This window comes from Solibacillus faecavium, from assembly GCF_014836905.1.
Classification (GTDB): domain Bacteria; phylum Bacillota; class Bacilli; order Bacillales_A; family Planococcaceae; genus Solibacillus; species Solibacillus faecavium.
The window spans coordinates 12,473-27,117 of sequence record NZ_JACSPZ010000004.1; the positions used below are offsets into that span (position 1 = coordinate 12,473).

26 protein-coding genes are annotated in these 14,645 nt (G+C 37.2%); 9 read left to right on the top strand and 17 right to left on the bottom strand.

Annotated elements, in window-relative coordinates; genetic code table 11:
* Positions 1-15: 15 nt before the first annotated feature.
* The 9 genes from H9635_RS09205 to H9635_RS09245 form a co-directional block, all read right to left on the bottom strand.
* Entirely contained in the window at positions 16-804 is a 789-nt protein-coding gene (locus H9635_RS09205) for a sulfite exporter TauE/SafE family protein (RefSeq protein ID WP_225231230.1), read from the bottom strand.
* A 60-nt stretch (positions 805-864) separates the two neighbouring features.
* Positions 865-1,092: a sulfurtransferase TusA family protein gene (locus H9635_RS09210; RefSeq protein WP_191699911.1), complete on the bottom strand. Its 228-nt coding sequence runs from the start codon at positions 1,090-1,092 to the stop codon at positions 865-867.
* Between the two features lie 123 nt (positions 1,093-1,215).
* Complete coding sequence (locus H9635_RS09215) at positions 1,216-2,343, bottom strand: MBL fold metallo-hydrolase (protein ID WP_191699912.1); 1,128 nt, start codon at positions 2,341-2,343, stop codon at positions 1,216-1,218.
* A gap of 77 nt (positions 2,344-2,420) precedes the next feature.
* On the bottom strand, positions 2,421-2,816 hold the full coding sequence (locus H9635_RS09220; protein WP_191699913.1) for a DsrE/DsrF/DrsH-like family protein: 396 nt from the start codon (positions 2,814-2,816) through the stop codon (positions 2,421-2,423).
* Position 2,817: 1 nt separating this feature from the next.
* Entirely contained in the window at positions 2,818-3,378 is a 561-nt protein-coding gene (locus tag H9635_RS09225) for a sulfurtransferase TusA family protein (protein WP_191699914.1), read from the bottom strand.
* Between the two features lie 49 nt (positions 3,379-3,427).
* A complete protein-coding gene (locus H9635_RS09230) occupies positions 3,428-3,724 on the bottom strand; it encodes a rhodanese-like domain-containing protein (RefSeq protein ID WP_191699915.1) in 297 nt (98 codons plus the stop codon).
* An 11-nt stretch (positions 3,725-3,735) separates the two neighbouring features.
* Positions 3,736-4,077, bottom strand: a complete 342-nt coding sequence (locus tag H9635_RS09235) for a rhodanese-like domain-containing protein (RefSeq protein ID WP_191699916.1) — start codon at positions 4,075-4,077, stop codon at positions 3,736-3,738.
* Between the two features lie 10 nt (positions 4,078-4,087).
* Positions 4,088-4,564 carry a DsrE/DsrF/DrsH-like family protein gene (locus H9635_RS09240; RefSeq protein WP_191699917.1) on the bottom strand — a complete coding sequence of 159 codons (477 nt, stop codon included), beginning with the start codon at positions 4,562-4,564 and terminating at the stop codon, positions 4,088-4,090.
* A gap of 52 nt (positions 4,565-4,616) precedes the next feature.
* The gene (locus H9635_RS09245) at positions 4,617-4,877 is read right to left on the bottom strand and encodes a metal-sensitive transcriptional regulator (protein ID WP_191699918.1); all 261 of its coding nucleotides are present in this window, start codon (positions 4,875-4,877) and stop codon (positions 4,617-4,619) included.
* A 190-nt stretch (positions 4,878-5,067) separates the two neighbouring features.
* Between H9635_RS09245 and H9635_RS09250 the strand changes: the two genes are divergently transcribed.
* From H9635_RS09250 to H9635_RS09285, 8 genes are all read left to right on the top strand, one after another.
* Entirely contained in the window at positions 5,068-5,538 is a 471-nt protein-coding gene (locus H9635_RS09250) for a DinB family protein (protein WP_191699919.1), read from the top strand.
* Between the two features lie 65 nt (positions 5,539-5,603).
* On the top strand, positions 5,604-5,804 hold the full coding sequence (locus tag H9635_RS09255; protein WP_191699920.1) for a hypothetical protein: 201 nt from the start codon (positions 5,604-5,606) through the stop codon (positions 5,802-5,804).
* A gap of 60 nt (positions 5,805-5,864) precedes the next feature.
* Positions 5,865-6,131 carry a hypothetical protein gene (locus H9635_RS09260; RefSeq protein WP_191699921.1) on the top strand — a complete coding sequence of 89 codons (267 nt, stop codon included), beginning with the start codon at positions 5,865-5,867 and terminating at the stop codon, positions 6,129-6,131.
* A 5-nt stretch (positions 6,132-6,136) separates the two neighbouring features.
* Complete coding sequence (locus H9635_RS09265) at positions 6,137-6,691, top strand: nucleotidyltransferase family protein (protein WP_225231231.1); 555 nt, start codon at positions 6,137-6,139, stop codon at positions 6,689-6,691.
* A gap of 263 nt (positions 6,692-6,954) precedes the next feature.
* Positions 6,955-7,179 (top strand): spore coat associated protein CotJA, encoded by a 225-nt coding sequence (locus H9635_RS09270; protein ID WP_191699922.1) that lies wholly within the window; start codon positions 6,955-6,957, stop codon positions 7,177-7,179.
* Positions 7,176-7,439 (top strand): spore coat protein CotJB, encoded by a 264-nt coding sequence (locus tag H9635_RS09275; RefSeq protein ID WP_318245196.1) that lies wholly within the window; start codon positions 7,176-7,178, stop codon positions 7,437-7,439. Before H9635_RS09270 ends, H9635_RS09275 begins: the two co-directional genes overlap by 4 nt.
* A 27-nt stretch (positions 7,440-7,466) precedes the next feature.
* A complete protein-coding gene (locus H9635_RS09280; RefSeq protein ID WP_191699923.1) occupies positions 7,467-8,036 on the top strand; it encodes a manganese catalase family protein in 570 nt (189 codons plus the stop codon).
* A 112-nt stretch (positions 8,037-8,148) separates the two neighbouring features.
* Positions 8,149-9,117, top strand: a complete 969-nt coding sequence (locus H9635_RS09285; RefSeq protein ID WP_191699924.1) for an HNH endonuclease — start codon at positions 8,149-8,151, stop codon at positions 9,115-9,117.
* Between the two features lie 92 nt (positions 9,118-9,209).
* Here the strand turns inward: H9635_RS09285 and H9635_RS09290 are convergent, their stop codons facing one another.
* The 5 genes from H9635_RS09290 to H9635_RS09310 all read right to left on the bottom strand — a co-directional run bounded on the left by H9635_RS09290 (position 9,210) and on the right by H9635_RS09310 (position 12,535).
* On the bottom strand, positions 9,210-9,644 hold the full coding sequence (locus H9635_RS09290) for an NUDIX domain-containing protein (protein WP_191699925.1): 435 nt from the start codon (positions 9,642-9,644) through the stop codon (positions 9,210-9,212).
* A gap of 60 nt (positions 9,645-9,704) precedes the next feature.
* A complete protein-coding gene (locus H9635_RS09295) occupies positions 9,705-10,187 on the bottom strand; it encodes a GNAT family N-acetyltransferase (RefSeq protein ID WP_318245197.1) in 483 nt (160 codons plus the stop codon).
* Between the two features lie 114 nt (positions 10,188-10,301).
* Positions 10,302-11,123, bottom strand: coding sequence for a MetQ/NlpA family ABC transporter substrate-binding protein (locus H9635_RS09300; protein WP_318245198.1), 822 nt, complete (start codon positions 11,121-11,123; stop codon positions 10,302-10,304).
* Between the two features lie 10 nt (positions 11,124-11,133).
* Complete coding sequence (locus H9635_RS09305; protein WP_191699927.1) at positions 11,134-11,796, bottom strand: methionine ABC transporter permease; 663 nt, start codon at positions 11,794-11,796, stop codon at positions 11,134-11,136.
* Positions 11,789-12,535, bottom strand: coding sequence for a methionine ABC transporter ATP-binding protein (locus H9635_RS09310; protein WP_191699928.1), 747 nt, complete (start codon positions 12,533-12,535; stop codon positions 11,789-11,791). Before H9635_RS09310 ends, H9635_RS09305 begins: the two co-directional genes overlap by 8 nt.
* Positions 12,536-12,770: 235 nt before the next feature.
* On the opposite strand from H9635_RS09310, the gene H9635_RS09315 reads away from it, so the two are divergent.
* Positions 12,771-13,067: a hypothetical protein gene (locus tag H9635_RS09315; protein ID WP_191699929.1), complete on the top strand. Its 297-nt coding sequence runs from the start codon at positions 12,771-12,773 to the stop codon at positions 13,065-13,067.
* Between the two features lie 80 nt (positions 13,068-13,147).
* Here the strand turns inward: H9635_RS09315 and H9635_RS09320 are convergent, their stop codons facing one another.
* Genes H9635_RS09320 through H9635_RS09330 form a run of 3 tightly spaced genes read right to left on the bottom strand, consistent with a single transcriptional unit; the run spans position 13,148 to position 14,407 of the window.
* The gene (locus H9635_RS09320) at positions 13,148-13,642 is read right to left on the bottom strand and encodes a hypothetical protein (protein WP_225231232.1); all 495 of its coding nucleotides are present in this window, start codon (positions 13,640-13,642) and stop codon (positions 13,148-13,150) included.
* A gap of 12 nt (positions 13,643-13,654) precedes the next feature.
* The gene (locus tag H9635_RS09325) at positions 13,655-14,257 is read right to left on the bottom strand and encodes a hypothetical protein (RefSeq protein WP_191699930.1); all 603 of its coding nucleotides are present in this window, start codon (positions 14,255-14,257) and stop codon (positions 13,655-13,657) included.
* Positions 14,258-14,407 (bottom strand): hypothetical protein, encoded by a 150-nt coding sequence (locus H9635_RS09330; protein ID WP_191699931.1) that lies wholly within the window; start codon positions 14,405-14,407, stop codon positions 14,258-14,260.
* Between the last annotated feature and the right edge of the window lie 238 nt (positions 14,408-14,645).

A 14,645-nucleotide genomic window follows, 5' to 3' on the forward strand; every position in this document is an offset into this window, starting at 1 on the left:
TATACGCTCCACCTCCTATTGTTGAAAAATATCAACCCATATTTTAATTGCAGTTGCACCAATCATCACTGCAAGTAGCCATTGTAGCATTTTCACGTTCATTTTCTGCCCAACCTTTGCACCTAATGGAGCAGCGATAATACTTGCAATAATCATTATAAAAGCCGGCCAATATTCGACTTGACCCGTCATCACTTTCCCGATACTGCCGCCAATTGACGAGATAAACGTAATCGCTAAACTAGTTGCGATTGTCACGCGTGTTGGGATTTTAAGGATCGTCAGCATAATCGGCACAAGTAAAAATCCACCTGCTGCTCCGACAATTCCTGAGCCTACTCCGACAACAATTGCAAGCGAGCTGGCTAATACCTTATTAAATGTAATCTCTTTACTATCTTCAACCGTTTTCCGTGGAATAAACATCATTACAGCTGCGATTCCGGCTAATATACCATAAACGATATTGACGGCATCTTCTGATAAAAATCCAGATCCGTAACTACCGATAAAGCTACCAATTAAAATCGCGGCACCCATGTATATGATTAAGTCCTTGTTTAACAATCCGCTTTTACGATAAGCCCAAACTCCTGCAATCGAAGCAAATAACACTTGTACAGCACTTATCCCTGAAACTTCATGAGCAGTAAATGCGACTAGACCAAACATTGGTGGGATATAAAGTAACAATGGGTATTTAATAATCGAACCGCCAACACCGAGCATGCCGGAAATAAACGAGCCGACAAACCCGAGTGCAAAAATGACCGCTATAAATGCGAACGATAAATCGATTTCCATATAAATGCCTTCTTTCGAAAAAAATATAGCGAGTAGAACTTCTCTCTACTCGCTATTTTTTTATGCTTTTTGGATATAGAAGTACAGTACGCCTGCTTCTTCTTTTTGTTCTACAATTGTATGGCCACCAGCACCAGCCCATGCAGTAAAGTCATTTAGTGCGCCTTTGTCTGTTACTAATACTTCTAAAATTTCACCTGAATTAATTGTGTCGATAGTTTTTTTCGTACGTACGATTGGCATTGGGCAAGCTAAGCCTTTTGCATCTAAAGTTTTTGCGATATTCATATTGGTTTCCTCTATTCTTAAAAATGATTTTTGTAAGCGATTTTCTTATTTACCGTACAAAACGGTTGCTTGCCTCTTGAGCACGAGGCAAGCGTTAGGTATAACATTTTATTTATGAATGAATTAACGTACTGCGCAACGATTTGGTCCAATTTCCATTTCTGTTTGCTCTTCATCACTAGGTGTCACTTTCCCCATGTTTACAATACGGATTTCTTGATAAGCATTTGGCTGTGGCGGTAAGTTATCTGTTACCATTGAACGGAATACTGCTTCGTCCTCTACATTTAAACCATGATTTTCTGCAAATAAGTCACCAAGGCGTTTTGCCACTGTTCCATCTTCATTCAGCTCTTCAATAATCATGAAGTGTGCAGGTAATACGATTAAGTCCTCTGCTAATGTGCGGTAGCGTTTATATAACGTTTCGCGTAAATCACCAACCCAGTCCTCAGCTAAACCAGCTAAGTCAGGACGACCGATTGAATCGATAAATAAAATGTCACCTGTTAATAAATATTTACCATCAATAACGAAAGATGTTGAACCGATTGTATGACCTGGCGAATACATCGCGCCTACTTCAATTTTTGATGCACCTAAATGTACTGTTAATCCATCTGTTAAAGGTGTATAGTCAAACACTACTTCTTCCGCATCTTTTGGCGGCAAGTAGTATGTTGCACCAGTTTTTTCCGCAATGTGACGCCCACCTGAAATATGATCCGCGTGTAGATGTGTATCGAATACATGTTTAATCTCTACACCTTTTTCTTTTGCAAAGTTTGTAAATACATCTGTAAAGCGTACCGCATCAATTATTGCAGCTTCTCCGCCATTAATCGCCATGTAAGAAAGACAGCCTTTACCTAAACGGACAAATTGGTATAGCTCGCCGCCATTTTTTAGGTCGCCCACTTTGATTGGCTCAAGATACATTGACCATGATTTCATACCACCTTGAAGATAAGCTACTGTAAGGCCTGCATCCGACAGCATTTCCGCGATCATAATAGAAGAACCTTCCTTCGCACATACGACTAAAACTTCTTTATCTTTAGAAATCTTCGGTAAAATCTCTTCTACTCCATCTAAAAGATCGAAGTAAGGAATATTTAAGTATTCGAATTGATGTCCTTCAATTTTCCAATCTTCAAATGCATCTGTATTACGTACGTCTAAAATAAATAATTCTTTGTTCTCGATTACTTTGCGTGCAACTTGTGCCGCTGTCCAATCTGTTACTGTCATATCAAGTACCCCCATAGGTATTATTTTATTTAAAATTTTTTAGGCTCTAGTAGCAAGTTGCTACTAAAACCTTAAGATTAAAATGTTAATGTTGGTGTTGCATCCTTCGCATATTCCAGGAATGTTACAGCTCCACCTACACTAATTCCATCTACGAAATCTTCTTTCGTTAAGCCCATTACGTCCATTGTCATTTGGCATGCGATGAATTGTACGCCTAAATCTTGTGCCATCTCCACTAATTGTGGGATTGCTGGGACATTTGCATTGGCAAACCCTTGTGCAAAGTGCTCTTTGCCAGCTGGCATTTCGAGTGCATGCATACCTTGTTTATGAATTAGATTCAAGCCTTCAAATGTAAAGAAAATTTGAACTTCTTTTTCGGACGCTGCTGCTGCAGTGGCAATATTAAATACTTTATATGCATCGAAAAGTCCACCGTTTGCTGCGATAATCGCTACTTTGTTTGACATATTATTCAACCTCTTTCTGTAGTTCGCCTTCATACCCTGTCATACCAGGTAAGACGTTATAAACTTTTGTAAAGCCTGCTTCAGATAATTGCTGAGCTGCTAAATCTGAGCGTGTTCCTGTACGGCAAATAACATAAATAGTTTGTTCCTTGTCCAGTTCATTCATACGCTCTGATAACTCACCCATTGGAATAGATGTTGCTCCTGGAATATGACCGAAAGCATATTCTGCTGCTTCACGCACATCTAAAATAATGCCATCTTCTTTTATAGCTGCTTCATTTGAAATCGTTTTTTCATACGACTTCTCCGCTGCTTTGCTTACATCTGGATTGCATTTTCGGATATAGTGATAAAATACGCCATTTTCTTCATTAGTCCCAATGTATTGATGACCAACTGTTTTTGACCAAGCTGCTAAATCCGCTACAGAACCTTTATCTGTTGCCTGAATTTCCAATACTTGACCTTCTTCTAAATTACCCATTGCTTTCTTTGTTTTGACAATAGGCATCGGGCAAGCTAGCCCCTTTGCATCGAGTTGTACGTCTGATTTAATCATATGAATCCTCCATCCATACCTAACAGGGTATATTTTCGTTTAAAATTTTTTATTTTACTTCGCCAGTCCACTCAAGCATACCGCCAGCCATATTCGTTACATTAAAACCTTGGGACTCTAAAAATGCTGTAGCTTGACCACTGCGACCGCCAGAACGGCATACCATAATATATGGTGTTTTTTTATCCAATTCATTCATGCGGAATTCAAGTAATCCTAAAGGAATATGTTTAATCCCTGGAATATGACCTGACTCTACTTCATCTACTTCGCGAACATCGATTAAATGTACCGACTCGCCTGCTTCTAACTTTTTCTTTACTTCTTCTGGTAAAATGGTTTTCATGTTAATTCCTCCTAATATGCGCTCATGCCGCCACGGACATTCGTCACATTTTCAAACCCTTGTTTTTTTAATTGTTTACAAGCCTGACTAGATCGCATACCACTTTGACAAATCACAACAATTTCCTTATCCTTTGGCAATTTTGAAAAGTCAGAGCCTAGTGGGATGTTTTTAAATTGCTTGATATTGCGTGCTTTGTACTCACCTGGTGTACGAACATCAATAAATACTTTATTACGATCATTAATCATTGTTTTAAGTTGAGCTGTCGATATAGTATTTACTCCTTTTGTCGGCTTCATACGCCAAACAAAAAATGCAACAATTACAGCAATCAGAATTACTATTTCCATAAGTCACCTCTTAAATGAATAGATTTACGTTTCCTTCTTCCGCATCTGCTAAGTATGCTGCAACACCCGCGTACTGAATGCCATCTAATAATTCCTCTTTTTGAAGACCTAATAAATCCATTGTCATCGTACATGTAACAAGCTTAATATCCTGTTCTTGTGCCATTTCAACCAATTGTGTCAACGTTAACGCATTATGCTTTTTCATAACATGCTTAATCATTTTCGGTCCCATACCTAGCATTTGCATTTTTGATAAGCCAAGCTTTTCAGCACCACGAGGCATCATTTTTGCAAACATCTTTTCTAAAAATCCTTTTTGTACGGCTACTGGCTCTTGCTTTCTTAAAGCATTGATTCCCCAGAATGTATGAAAAATCGTTACCTCATGATCGTATGCTGCTGCACCGTTCGCAATAATATAAGCTGCCATTGCCTTATCATAATCACCGCTGAATAAAACGATGGTTGTTCTTTTCTTTTCCAATTTATTGTCCCCCTACCCCTATAGGTATAATTTATGTTAAAAATAAAAAGCCTTATCGACTTTTTACTAATAAATCTACTGCCTGTTTAACGATTGCATTTTTATCTACTGTTTCTGCATCTTCCTGTGAAAGACACTCCACTAGATTATCTGTCACAATAACACCAATCGTCCGGTCAACAGCAGATCGAACAGCACTTAGCTGAGTGATGACATCTTTGCAATCCTTCTCTTCTTCCATCATCCGTAAAATGCCTCGAAGCTGACCTTCCATCTTTTTCATGCGTGCCAGCACCTTTGGATCGTATTGCATATGCTCACCTCTTTTTTAAATGTTTTTATTAGCTTGATTTCATCTTACTACCCCATGGGGTATATGTCAACTGTTTATATATTTTAATTTTGTAGCGGGTTTTTTATTACACTATACATATTGTTCCAATATATCAACCACTAAGTTATAATTCTTTTAGATTTTCTATTTTGATAAGACGAGGTGGAAGATGTTATCTTTATTCCAATATAACTGGCAAGTACGTGAAGACTGGCTGCAGTGGTGTGAGACACTACCTGTAGAAGAGTTTCAAAAAGAGCGTACAGGCGGTATGAAAAGCATTCGGGAAACATTAATACATATTGTAGATTGTGAACTATTATGGTTAAATTCAATGCTTGAATCAAAAATTGTTTTTGAAGCACGTAAAGAAATTGACGATTTAAATGCAGTTAAAGCTTACTCTACTTTTGTAAAAGCACATACGGAAAGATTCATTAAACATTTACCTTCTGACTATGAGAATGTAATTGTTAATGTAACACGGCGCGACAAAACTATTCTGCATTTTACTCAAAAAAAGATATTGGCCCATATCATCACACATGAAGTCCACCACATCGGTCAATTATCCATCTGGGCAAGAGAAATGCAGCTAAAGCCTGTTTCCTCCGATTTGATTATGAGAAATTTTGAGTAGTCTTTATTAATAAGCATAACGCGCAATAATACATTGTAGTTGAAATAAAAGATGGGGGTAGTTAAATGGGAACAATCTTTTTCTTGTTTTTGCTTTATATCGTTATATTTCTTGCAGTAAAACATGGAATCAATTATTCGTATATTGGTCAATTAGCTAAAAATAAGTTTCCCGATGATATAGAAGCTAAAAATACAGAAGTAGTAGAAGTAGTAAGTGATGAGGAAATCGAAAGTGAATTGGAAAAGCAATCGGATAAAAATTAAATTTTGTAAAATCAATTCTCACTCATTTCGAAAAAACAAAAAATATGGAGGAATAAACTTATGACTAACAGCATATCCAGCGGAGCAACTGTTCTAAATATAGGAGATATATTGGCAACACTCATTATGTTGGGGGTTATGGCACTTCCTTTTATTTTAGTGATTTTCTTCTATAAATCGTATAAGAAAAACGCGAATCGAGCAGCGAAACGATCCAGTGCTGAAAAACAAGAAATACTTAATTTACAAAAACAAATAGATGAATTGAATGAACGTATAAGTAAAATTGAAAATGGAAATACGATTGATACTAACCAAAGGAGATAACCTTTTTGCATTATGAATTAGAGCTGACTAAAATCATAAAATCGGACGATGTATTTATGTCAATTTTAAAAAACGTACAGGCCTTACAATTAAACGATTGCTGGGTTGCAGCTGGCGTTATTCGAAATAAGGTTTGGGATTATTTACATAACTTACAAACAGAAATAAACGATATTGATGTCATTTATTTTGATAAATCCGATCGTTCAACAGAGACGGAAAAGTTCTTGGAATCCAAGTTGCAACATATAATGCCCACTCAACCTTGGTCGGTAAAAAACCAAGCAAGAATGCATATTAAAAATAAAGTCTCTCCTTATTTATCTTCATTTGATGGCGTAGCCCATTTTCCCGAAACACCAACAGCAATTGCTGTCCGTCTAAATAATGAAAAGATAGAAATAATGGCTCCTTATGGATTGAGCGATTTGTTTGAAGGCATAGTTAGACCTACGCCTCCATTTAACCAAAACGCCAATCTACATACTATTTATCTAAATCGAATCCAAAACAAAAATTGGCGTTCGATTTGGTATAATTTAATTATAAAATCAGAATAGCGTTTCCACAGTAAATGCTTCCCCTGACACACGTTATATAAAATTCAGCTCATACCTGTAGACTATCCACAAAGCACAAATTGCTTTAAAGGCAAGGCAATTTGTGCGCACTTCTAACTTGCTTCATCTTATAAATTCCCATGAATAACCATAAAATTACACCATTCTCCCTGAAAATACATGATTAAACAAGCACGGGATTCATTAATTTTATTTCTTAACATACACTTAAATGATACACACTACCCTGAGAGGAGCGTTTTGTGTTTACACAATATAAATACTGGAAACCGTATATTAGCCCGAACGACCCGTGCAAACCTATTGAAATAAAAAGCTATTCTACTCCCCCACAACTTTACATCGGATTTCAACCTAGTGGATTACCCCAATTTCAAACAGCTAAAGAAGCTTTAATGCATGGTACCCTATGGCCTCAGCTATTTAGTCCATATCCTAATCCTGAAAAAAGGAATGAATCATCGTGAGCAAACAAATGCCCCCTGAATTTTATACCCTTCTGGAGGAAATTCAGGCAATTGATTTTGTCATTGTTGAGTTAAACCTTTATTTAGATACCCACCCTGATGATTTTGAAATAATTCAGCAGTTTAATGACTTTACGGAACAAAGTATGAAATTAAAAATCCAATTTGAGCAAAAATTTGGTCCTTTAATGAATTTTGGCAGAAGCTATTCCAATTATCCTTTTAACTGGGTGGATACTCCGTGGCCTTGGCAAGTTTAAAAGCTATTTTATTTAGGAGGAAAATGTGTGTGGTATTATGAAAAGAAATTGCAATACCCGGTAAAGGTTAGTACGTGTAATCCTACGCTTGCAAAGTATTTAATCGAACAGTATGGGGGAGCTGATGGGGAGTTAGCTGCCGCACTCCGGTATATGAATCAACGCTATACACTTCCAGATAAAGTAGTCGGTCTTTTGACAGATATTGCCACAGAAGAATTTTCTCACCTTGAGATGATCGCAACGATGATTTACAAGCTCACAAAAGATGCCACTCCTGAACAAATGAAAGAAGCAGGTCTAGCTGACCATTACGTCAATCATGACAAAGCCCTATTCTATCAAAATGCTGCCGGAGTACCTTTTACCGCTTCCTATATCCAGGCAAAGGGAGATCCGATTGCCGATTTGTATGAAGATATCGCTGCAGAAGAAAAAGCCCGCGCTACGTACCAGTGGATCATTGATATGTCGGATGACCGTGACTTAAATGATAGTTTAATTTTTTTAAGAGAACGCGAAATTGTCCATTCGCTGCGATTTAGAGAGGCTGTAGAAATTCTAAAAGACGACCGTGATACAAAGAAGATTTTTTAATAGTTAGCAGTAACCCATCTGAGCATTAAGCTTAAAGATGGGTTATTTTTTATATTAAAGCATCAACTTTATTGTATAATAATCCCATATCATGATTTGATGAGGTGAAGAGATGTCCTGGAAGTTGCAAGTCGCAGAAATGAAAAAAACTTATATAACAGACCAGGAAGTCTGGAATACACTTCACCATTTCTTTTATCATGGGAAAACGAAAACAACCTATAAATACGGATTTTTTAAAGCTTTATTAGAGGCGTGTATTACTGCCAATGAACATAATGAAATTTCCTATGATGCTATTTTTTACTCCTTTACGAAAATTTATTGGAACCTTGTCATTGAAGATGGTCTTTGGCAATCCAATACTCGTACCCAGCCATCTAGTGTTCAAAAAGAAATCGAGACATTTGCCCAACAAAATGCTATACCACCCCATTGGAATTTTGAAAAGCTGACAGATACACAGAAAATTGAGCTCATTCAAAAAGTGAAGCAAGTAGGGAAAAAATATGTCATTGGTGCACTCTACGGAGACTTTAATGGAGAGATCTATACGTTTGATTTAAAGCGGGAATATTTACAGCTTCACCCTAAATATTTATTATTTCTACAAACGTATAAACGCATTTTAACGAATGTGACAAATTATCAATTGGCTCTATTCCTTGAAAAATTTAACGAACTCGAAAAAGTACAAAGTTTATTGACGAAAGTTGAATTCATTACAGAACGCCAGTCATTAAAGGCTTTTGAACGTTTATTGCAACAAGCAGGTGTGACGGCTTGCTTTTATTGTAATAAAACACTGCACTCGAAAACACATGTCGATCACTTTATTCCTTGGAGCTATTTCCAAAATGATTTGCTCTGGAACTTTGTTCTCGCTTGCCCCACATGTAATACACGAAAAAGCGATAAATTGGCCGCTCCTCAATATCTTAATAGCTTAATCGAAAGAAACGAGGCATTACTTAATCAAGAAATTTTAAAAGACAACTTGAATCATTACAATGCAGCTAAGCTTGAACAGCTGTATACGTTCGCCGAGAATAATGGGATTGGAGGCGGGTGGATGCCTTAATTGAAAATGCCGAAGCGCTAATATTACCGGCTTTGGCACTTCATTATGTGCTATGTAAGTAAAAGAGAAGACGGTTTCCAAGCACTTATCCATTACAAACTATTTAAATACTGTTTCACTAAGTATAAATGATGTTCATGGAAAAGGCGCTCCTCCAGTTCGTTAAAAAATACCCAGCGCACCGGTTCAATTTCAACAGGTTCCGCAACCTTTTCCAATAGTTCACAAGCATACAATATGCCGATATTATGCTGAGAGTCCTTTGGATATTTTGTTGAAACCCAATGTCTTTCGGCCTCCCCTATATATTTTACAATTTCGACTTTATAGCCTGTTTCCTCTATACACTCTCTTAACAGTGCCTGCTCTGAAGTTTCACCAGCCTCAATACCTCCACCTGCCAGAAACAAATACCCATTCACTTCTTCCACACATAAAAATTGCCCTTTTTCATTTTGAATAACAGCATAAGCTCCCGTTCTTTTACAATAATTTAAATCATCATTTCGTTTACCAAAAGTTTTCATTGTACCCCTACTCTCTGCATCTATTTAACTATTGAAAACATATTTACATCGTAAGCTATATTATTTTGATATATATTTTTTTAAAATACCTTCTTTTTCAAAACCATTTTTCAGCAATAATTGAATCGATGCATCATTTTCGATAAAGACAACGGCGCCCATTCTTGTTAAACCTAATTCATTAAAGCCGTAATTAACTATTTCCTTTAAAGCCTCTGAAGTATAGCCAAGTCTCCAGAATTCCGGATGCATTTCATACCCAATTTCAGCTCGTTTATGAGCTGGTGACCATAAGTTGAAACCGATCGTACCTATTAAACCTTTTTTATCTTTTCTTTCAATCCCCCAGCGAATGCCTCTTTTTTGTGTGAAATTTGAAGAAAAAGTATTAATTAAATTCTCAGCTTCCTCTAATTTTGTAAAAGTATTCATTCCATAAAGTTTTGTTACGCGGTCATCAGAAAAATTAGAATAAATAGCTTCTGCATCCTCCTGGAAAATTTCCCTTAAAACTAACCGGTCTGTTGATAACGTCGGAAACATTCTTTCACCCACTTTTTTACAATTTCACTTATTATATAATATCTTTAATTCTTCTCATAGAAAAAAACCGAAACGCACATCTAAGACTGCGATTCGGCATTTCAATATATTTATCTATTCAAAAGCAGGTGTAGCCGTTTCATTGTAGTTTTCCTTTAGGAAATCGCGTACTACATCACTTGTCATTGCTTCAGCAAGTTTTTTGATCGCTTTGTCGTCCTGATTGTCCTCACGAGCTACTAATGTAATCGCGAAGTCGTTTTCCACACCTTCTGTCAGCAGTGCATCACTTTTTGGCGTTAAACCAAGTGGTGCCGCATAGGCTGGTGTCATGACAACTGCATCGGCATCATCATACATCCGCGCCAGCATTAATAGATCAACTTCTTTAAACTGAAGATTTTTCGGATTGTCCTCTATACTCGCTAACGTATAATACACATCTGTTTTTTCCTTTAATGTAATGACATTATGCTGGGCAAGCAGCATTAAAGAACGGTCAACATTTGAAATATCATTGGCAATCGCTACGGTCGCACCATCCGGTAAGTCATCGATCGAATCATGATTTTTTGCATAGACACCGTAATTCGCAAAGTAAATCGGTTGAATTGGCACTAAATTCGAGCCATTATTCCGATTGAATTCTTCCATGTATGGGACGTGCTGGAAGAAGTTTGCGTCCACTTCCTTCGCAGCGAGTGCACTGTTAGGTTGTACATTATCACCTAAAACGACAACTTCCAAGTCGATGCCGTCTTTCGCTAATTGCGGCTCAACCAACTCTAGAATTTCAGTCATTGGTGCAATTAAAGATGCGACCTTTAATGTTGTTTCTTCATTTCCTGAATCTTTATTGTCCTTTGCTTCCTCTTGCCCTGTGCAGCCAACTAATGCAAATGCTGCTGCTAAGCTTAATAACCATCTTTTTTTCACAATCATTCTCCTATCTTTTATCCAACCATCTTGCTACAGTCGTTCCAAGCAATTGAATGAGCTGTACCAAAATAATCATAATCAAAATCATGTAAAGCATTAAATCTGTTTTGAATTGCTGATAGCCGTAACGAATGGCAAAATCACCAATCCCACCACCACCAACAACCCCCATTATTGTGGAATACGAAATAAAGCTGACAATCGACGTTGTTAAACCAAGTACAAGCCCCGAGCGCGCCTCCACATAAAGAAAGCTAAAAATAATTCGTTTAACTGATGCTCCCATTGATACCGCAGCCTCGATCACACCTTTTGGTACATCCAGCAATGATTGCTCGACAAGCCTTGCATAATGGGCGATGGCAATAATCGATAGTGGGATTGTAGCTGCAACCGTACCAATTGCAGTCCCTACAATTAGCCTTGTAAAAGGTATCAAAAATACGACGAGCAATAAAAATGGAAACGAGCGGATTGTATTTACAGCTAAGTTCAGTATATTGTAGACGATGCGATTTTCTAGTAACTTCCCTTTGCCGCAAAGAAATAAATATGTACCAATTGGCAGTCCGATAAGTACAGCCGCGATAATGGATACGCCTACCATGAAGAACGTTTCGCTTACCGCCCGCCATATCTCGGCTTCATATTGGATGAGTACATTAGGCATGTCCATCTCCACCTTTCACAAGCTGATTAACAAAGCTTTGGGGGTGATGGTCCGTTTCCTTTATGCCTGTCGGTACTAAATCCACTGTTTCATAAATTTGACCGGCATCCATAACCGTTGCGCGATGGCAGATGCTTTTGACTACATCAAGCTCATGACTAACGAGCACAATCGTTACACCTAGCGTTTCATTTACCTTTTGTAGTACACGCAGGATTTCCGCTGATGTATTCGTATCGAGTGCAGAGGTCGGCTCATCGCAAAGCAATACTGCCGGTTCATTTGCAAGCGCCCTCGCTATTGCGACACGCTGCTTTTGCCCGCCGCTTAGCTGTGCAGGATATTGCTGAGCAAACTGTTCAAGCCCGACAAATTTCAGACATTCCAAAACACGCGCCTGACGTAATTGTTTTGGATAATTCGCTAATGAGAGGGCAATTTCTACATTAGCGAAGACGGTCTTATTCGCTACTAAGTGAAAATGCTGAAAAATCATCCCAATCGATTTTCTCGCTTCCCGAAGCTGTGTACTATTTAACTCGGTCAGCTGCTGGCCATTGATAATAACAGCACCACAATCAGGAACTTCCAACAAGTTCATCAAACGTAGCAACGTCGATTTCCCAGCTCCACTCGCACCAATAAGACCATGAATTTCCCCATTTTCAATTGTTAACGTCACATTTTGAACAGCCTCAAACGTACCAAATTTTTTTGAAATTTGCTGTAATTGTATCACTAGAAAAACACCCCTACTCCTTACCCAATCGATTTCTAATTATAGTAGATATTTCATCAATGACCAAGGGAAAGATATTTTAAACAATCTGTATATGTACAAAAATAGCATGATATCAGGGAAAGATGGGTCAATAATGCAAATTATACTATTCCGAAAAAATATTCTAAATTTTTAATTTTTTGATAGATTTTCACTCCTATTTACTATATATTTTGATAAAGGGGGTGATTAAATGTTCCATCCTGGCATCCTGCAAGAAACAAACCCATATTATGAAATCGACGTTTTCTTCGGTATTGAACAGAATCCATCGTTTGTTTCTATTATTTTGGATAAGGAAAAATATTCTGTGACTATTTCATTAAACGAGCCTGAAAATGAATTCTCGGAGATAAGATTGGAGGATAACGTAGAAATAATAAAAGTAGTTTTTGAAAGTTTAGGTGCTGCCAGCAATTACTACACCCATGTAAGAAACCCCATGAGTATCAATAACATTGTAAAAAATTTCAAAAGCAAGGAGCAATAACTGCATCATGAATATACATAACTAAAGCCATCCACAAATAATGAAGTGGATGGCTATTTTTCTGATCAATTTGTCTCCCATTACTGATGCCATTCAAAGAGTAAAATGCGATTTTCCTCTTTCTGATAAATTGCCGTAAATGTATCGAAATCACCATTTTCTGATCGATGGAAGTAATAATCACCCGGTTTTAAATTGGTAGTATATGCTGCAATCACATTTTTGAATGCTTCATCTTGCTGAATTTTATACATATTTTGAACTCTATTTATAAAATTATTAACAAGCCGATTAGCCGCAATTAAATTTTCATCAGTTACTTCTTCAAAATCACGTAGTTGTTCTGGATTAACAACAAGATCATATCGCAATTCATTCACCCACTCCCCATCCCCACGTGCGGGATATTTAGTAGACCAAACGCCGATTATTTCATTTGGAACTGGTAGCTCCACATCCCAGCGTTCCTTATATTGCACCACCATTTCTTCAGGTGTTACAGAAACCCGGTAGGAGGCAATATAGATGAACAAAATGACAAGCCCAATAAATAAAGAAATGATAATTTTCTTCATAGTGTCTCCTTTTTACTTCATGATCAACGCTTTTAAAAACGATTCAAGATGCATGTTATCGTCATGTTGCAGCACCTTTATTAATTCATCCGAATCCGCTATATTTTTATCCATCAGCTTCCTCAGTAAAAGGCCTAAACAATCTCTTGTTATGAGCTGACTATTTGTTTGCTCATAGGACGCATCGAAATAGTTGGCAATGGCTAAATATTCAGCATTGTCATATAAATTAAGCATTGTCTGTGGGGACTCGTCATGTTGAATCAAAATTTGTAGTGATAAATGAATGCACCGTTCATATTTGGCAATTGTATCCGCATCTATAAAAGGCTCGTGAGCTTCTGGGGTTGGTTGTTCATTGATAAACTGCTGATCGAGTGCCCAGCGGTATATGTCATTTTCATTATCATAATAACTCGGATCGCCAAATTGTATAACAAAGCCGCATTGCTGACAAATGGCTGTATTATGTACAAATGTAACTTGAATTCCTGGTTTTTCAACATCTGTAAACGTTTCAATAGGGATAAAAATATCGTGGGAGCAGATATGACAAAGGATGGGCTTTTTAAAAATATATAAACGGCTCTCTTCTGATACTAAGTGATCTACCATTTAATCACCCACCTGAACATATTCAATCGTACTTACCCCATTAAGTTCTCGTTCTTCAAATTTCATTTCATGAGCGCATGTAATACAGGAGAAAGATTGCAGTGTTAATTTCTTTCTTTGCACACCCGGCTCATGATTAGTCAATTTCACAAAGACTTCCCGGTGCCTAAATCTAGTTTCTTCGCAAAATAAACAAACTAGCGGCTTACCTATTACGTTCACCTCATATATACCTCTTCTTCTCACCATTTACTAGCACCTCTATCCGTAGTGAATTTGTAATTTACTACCATTATATAGTAACTCTAACGTATTCTAATAGAGATGAACTTTATTATTTATAGTTTTATCCCAAAATTTTATGAGTCATTACCAAATTGAGAGTCGT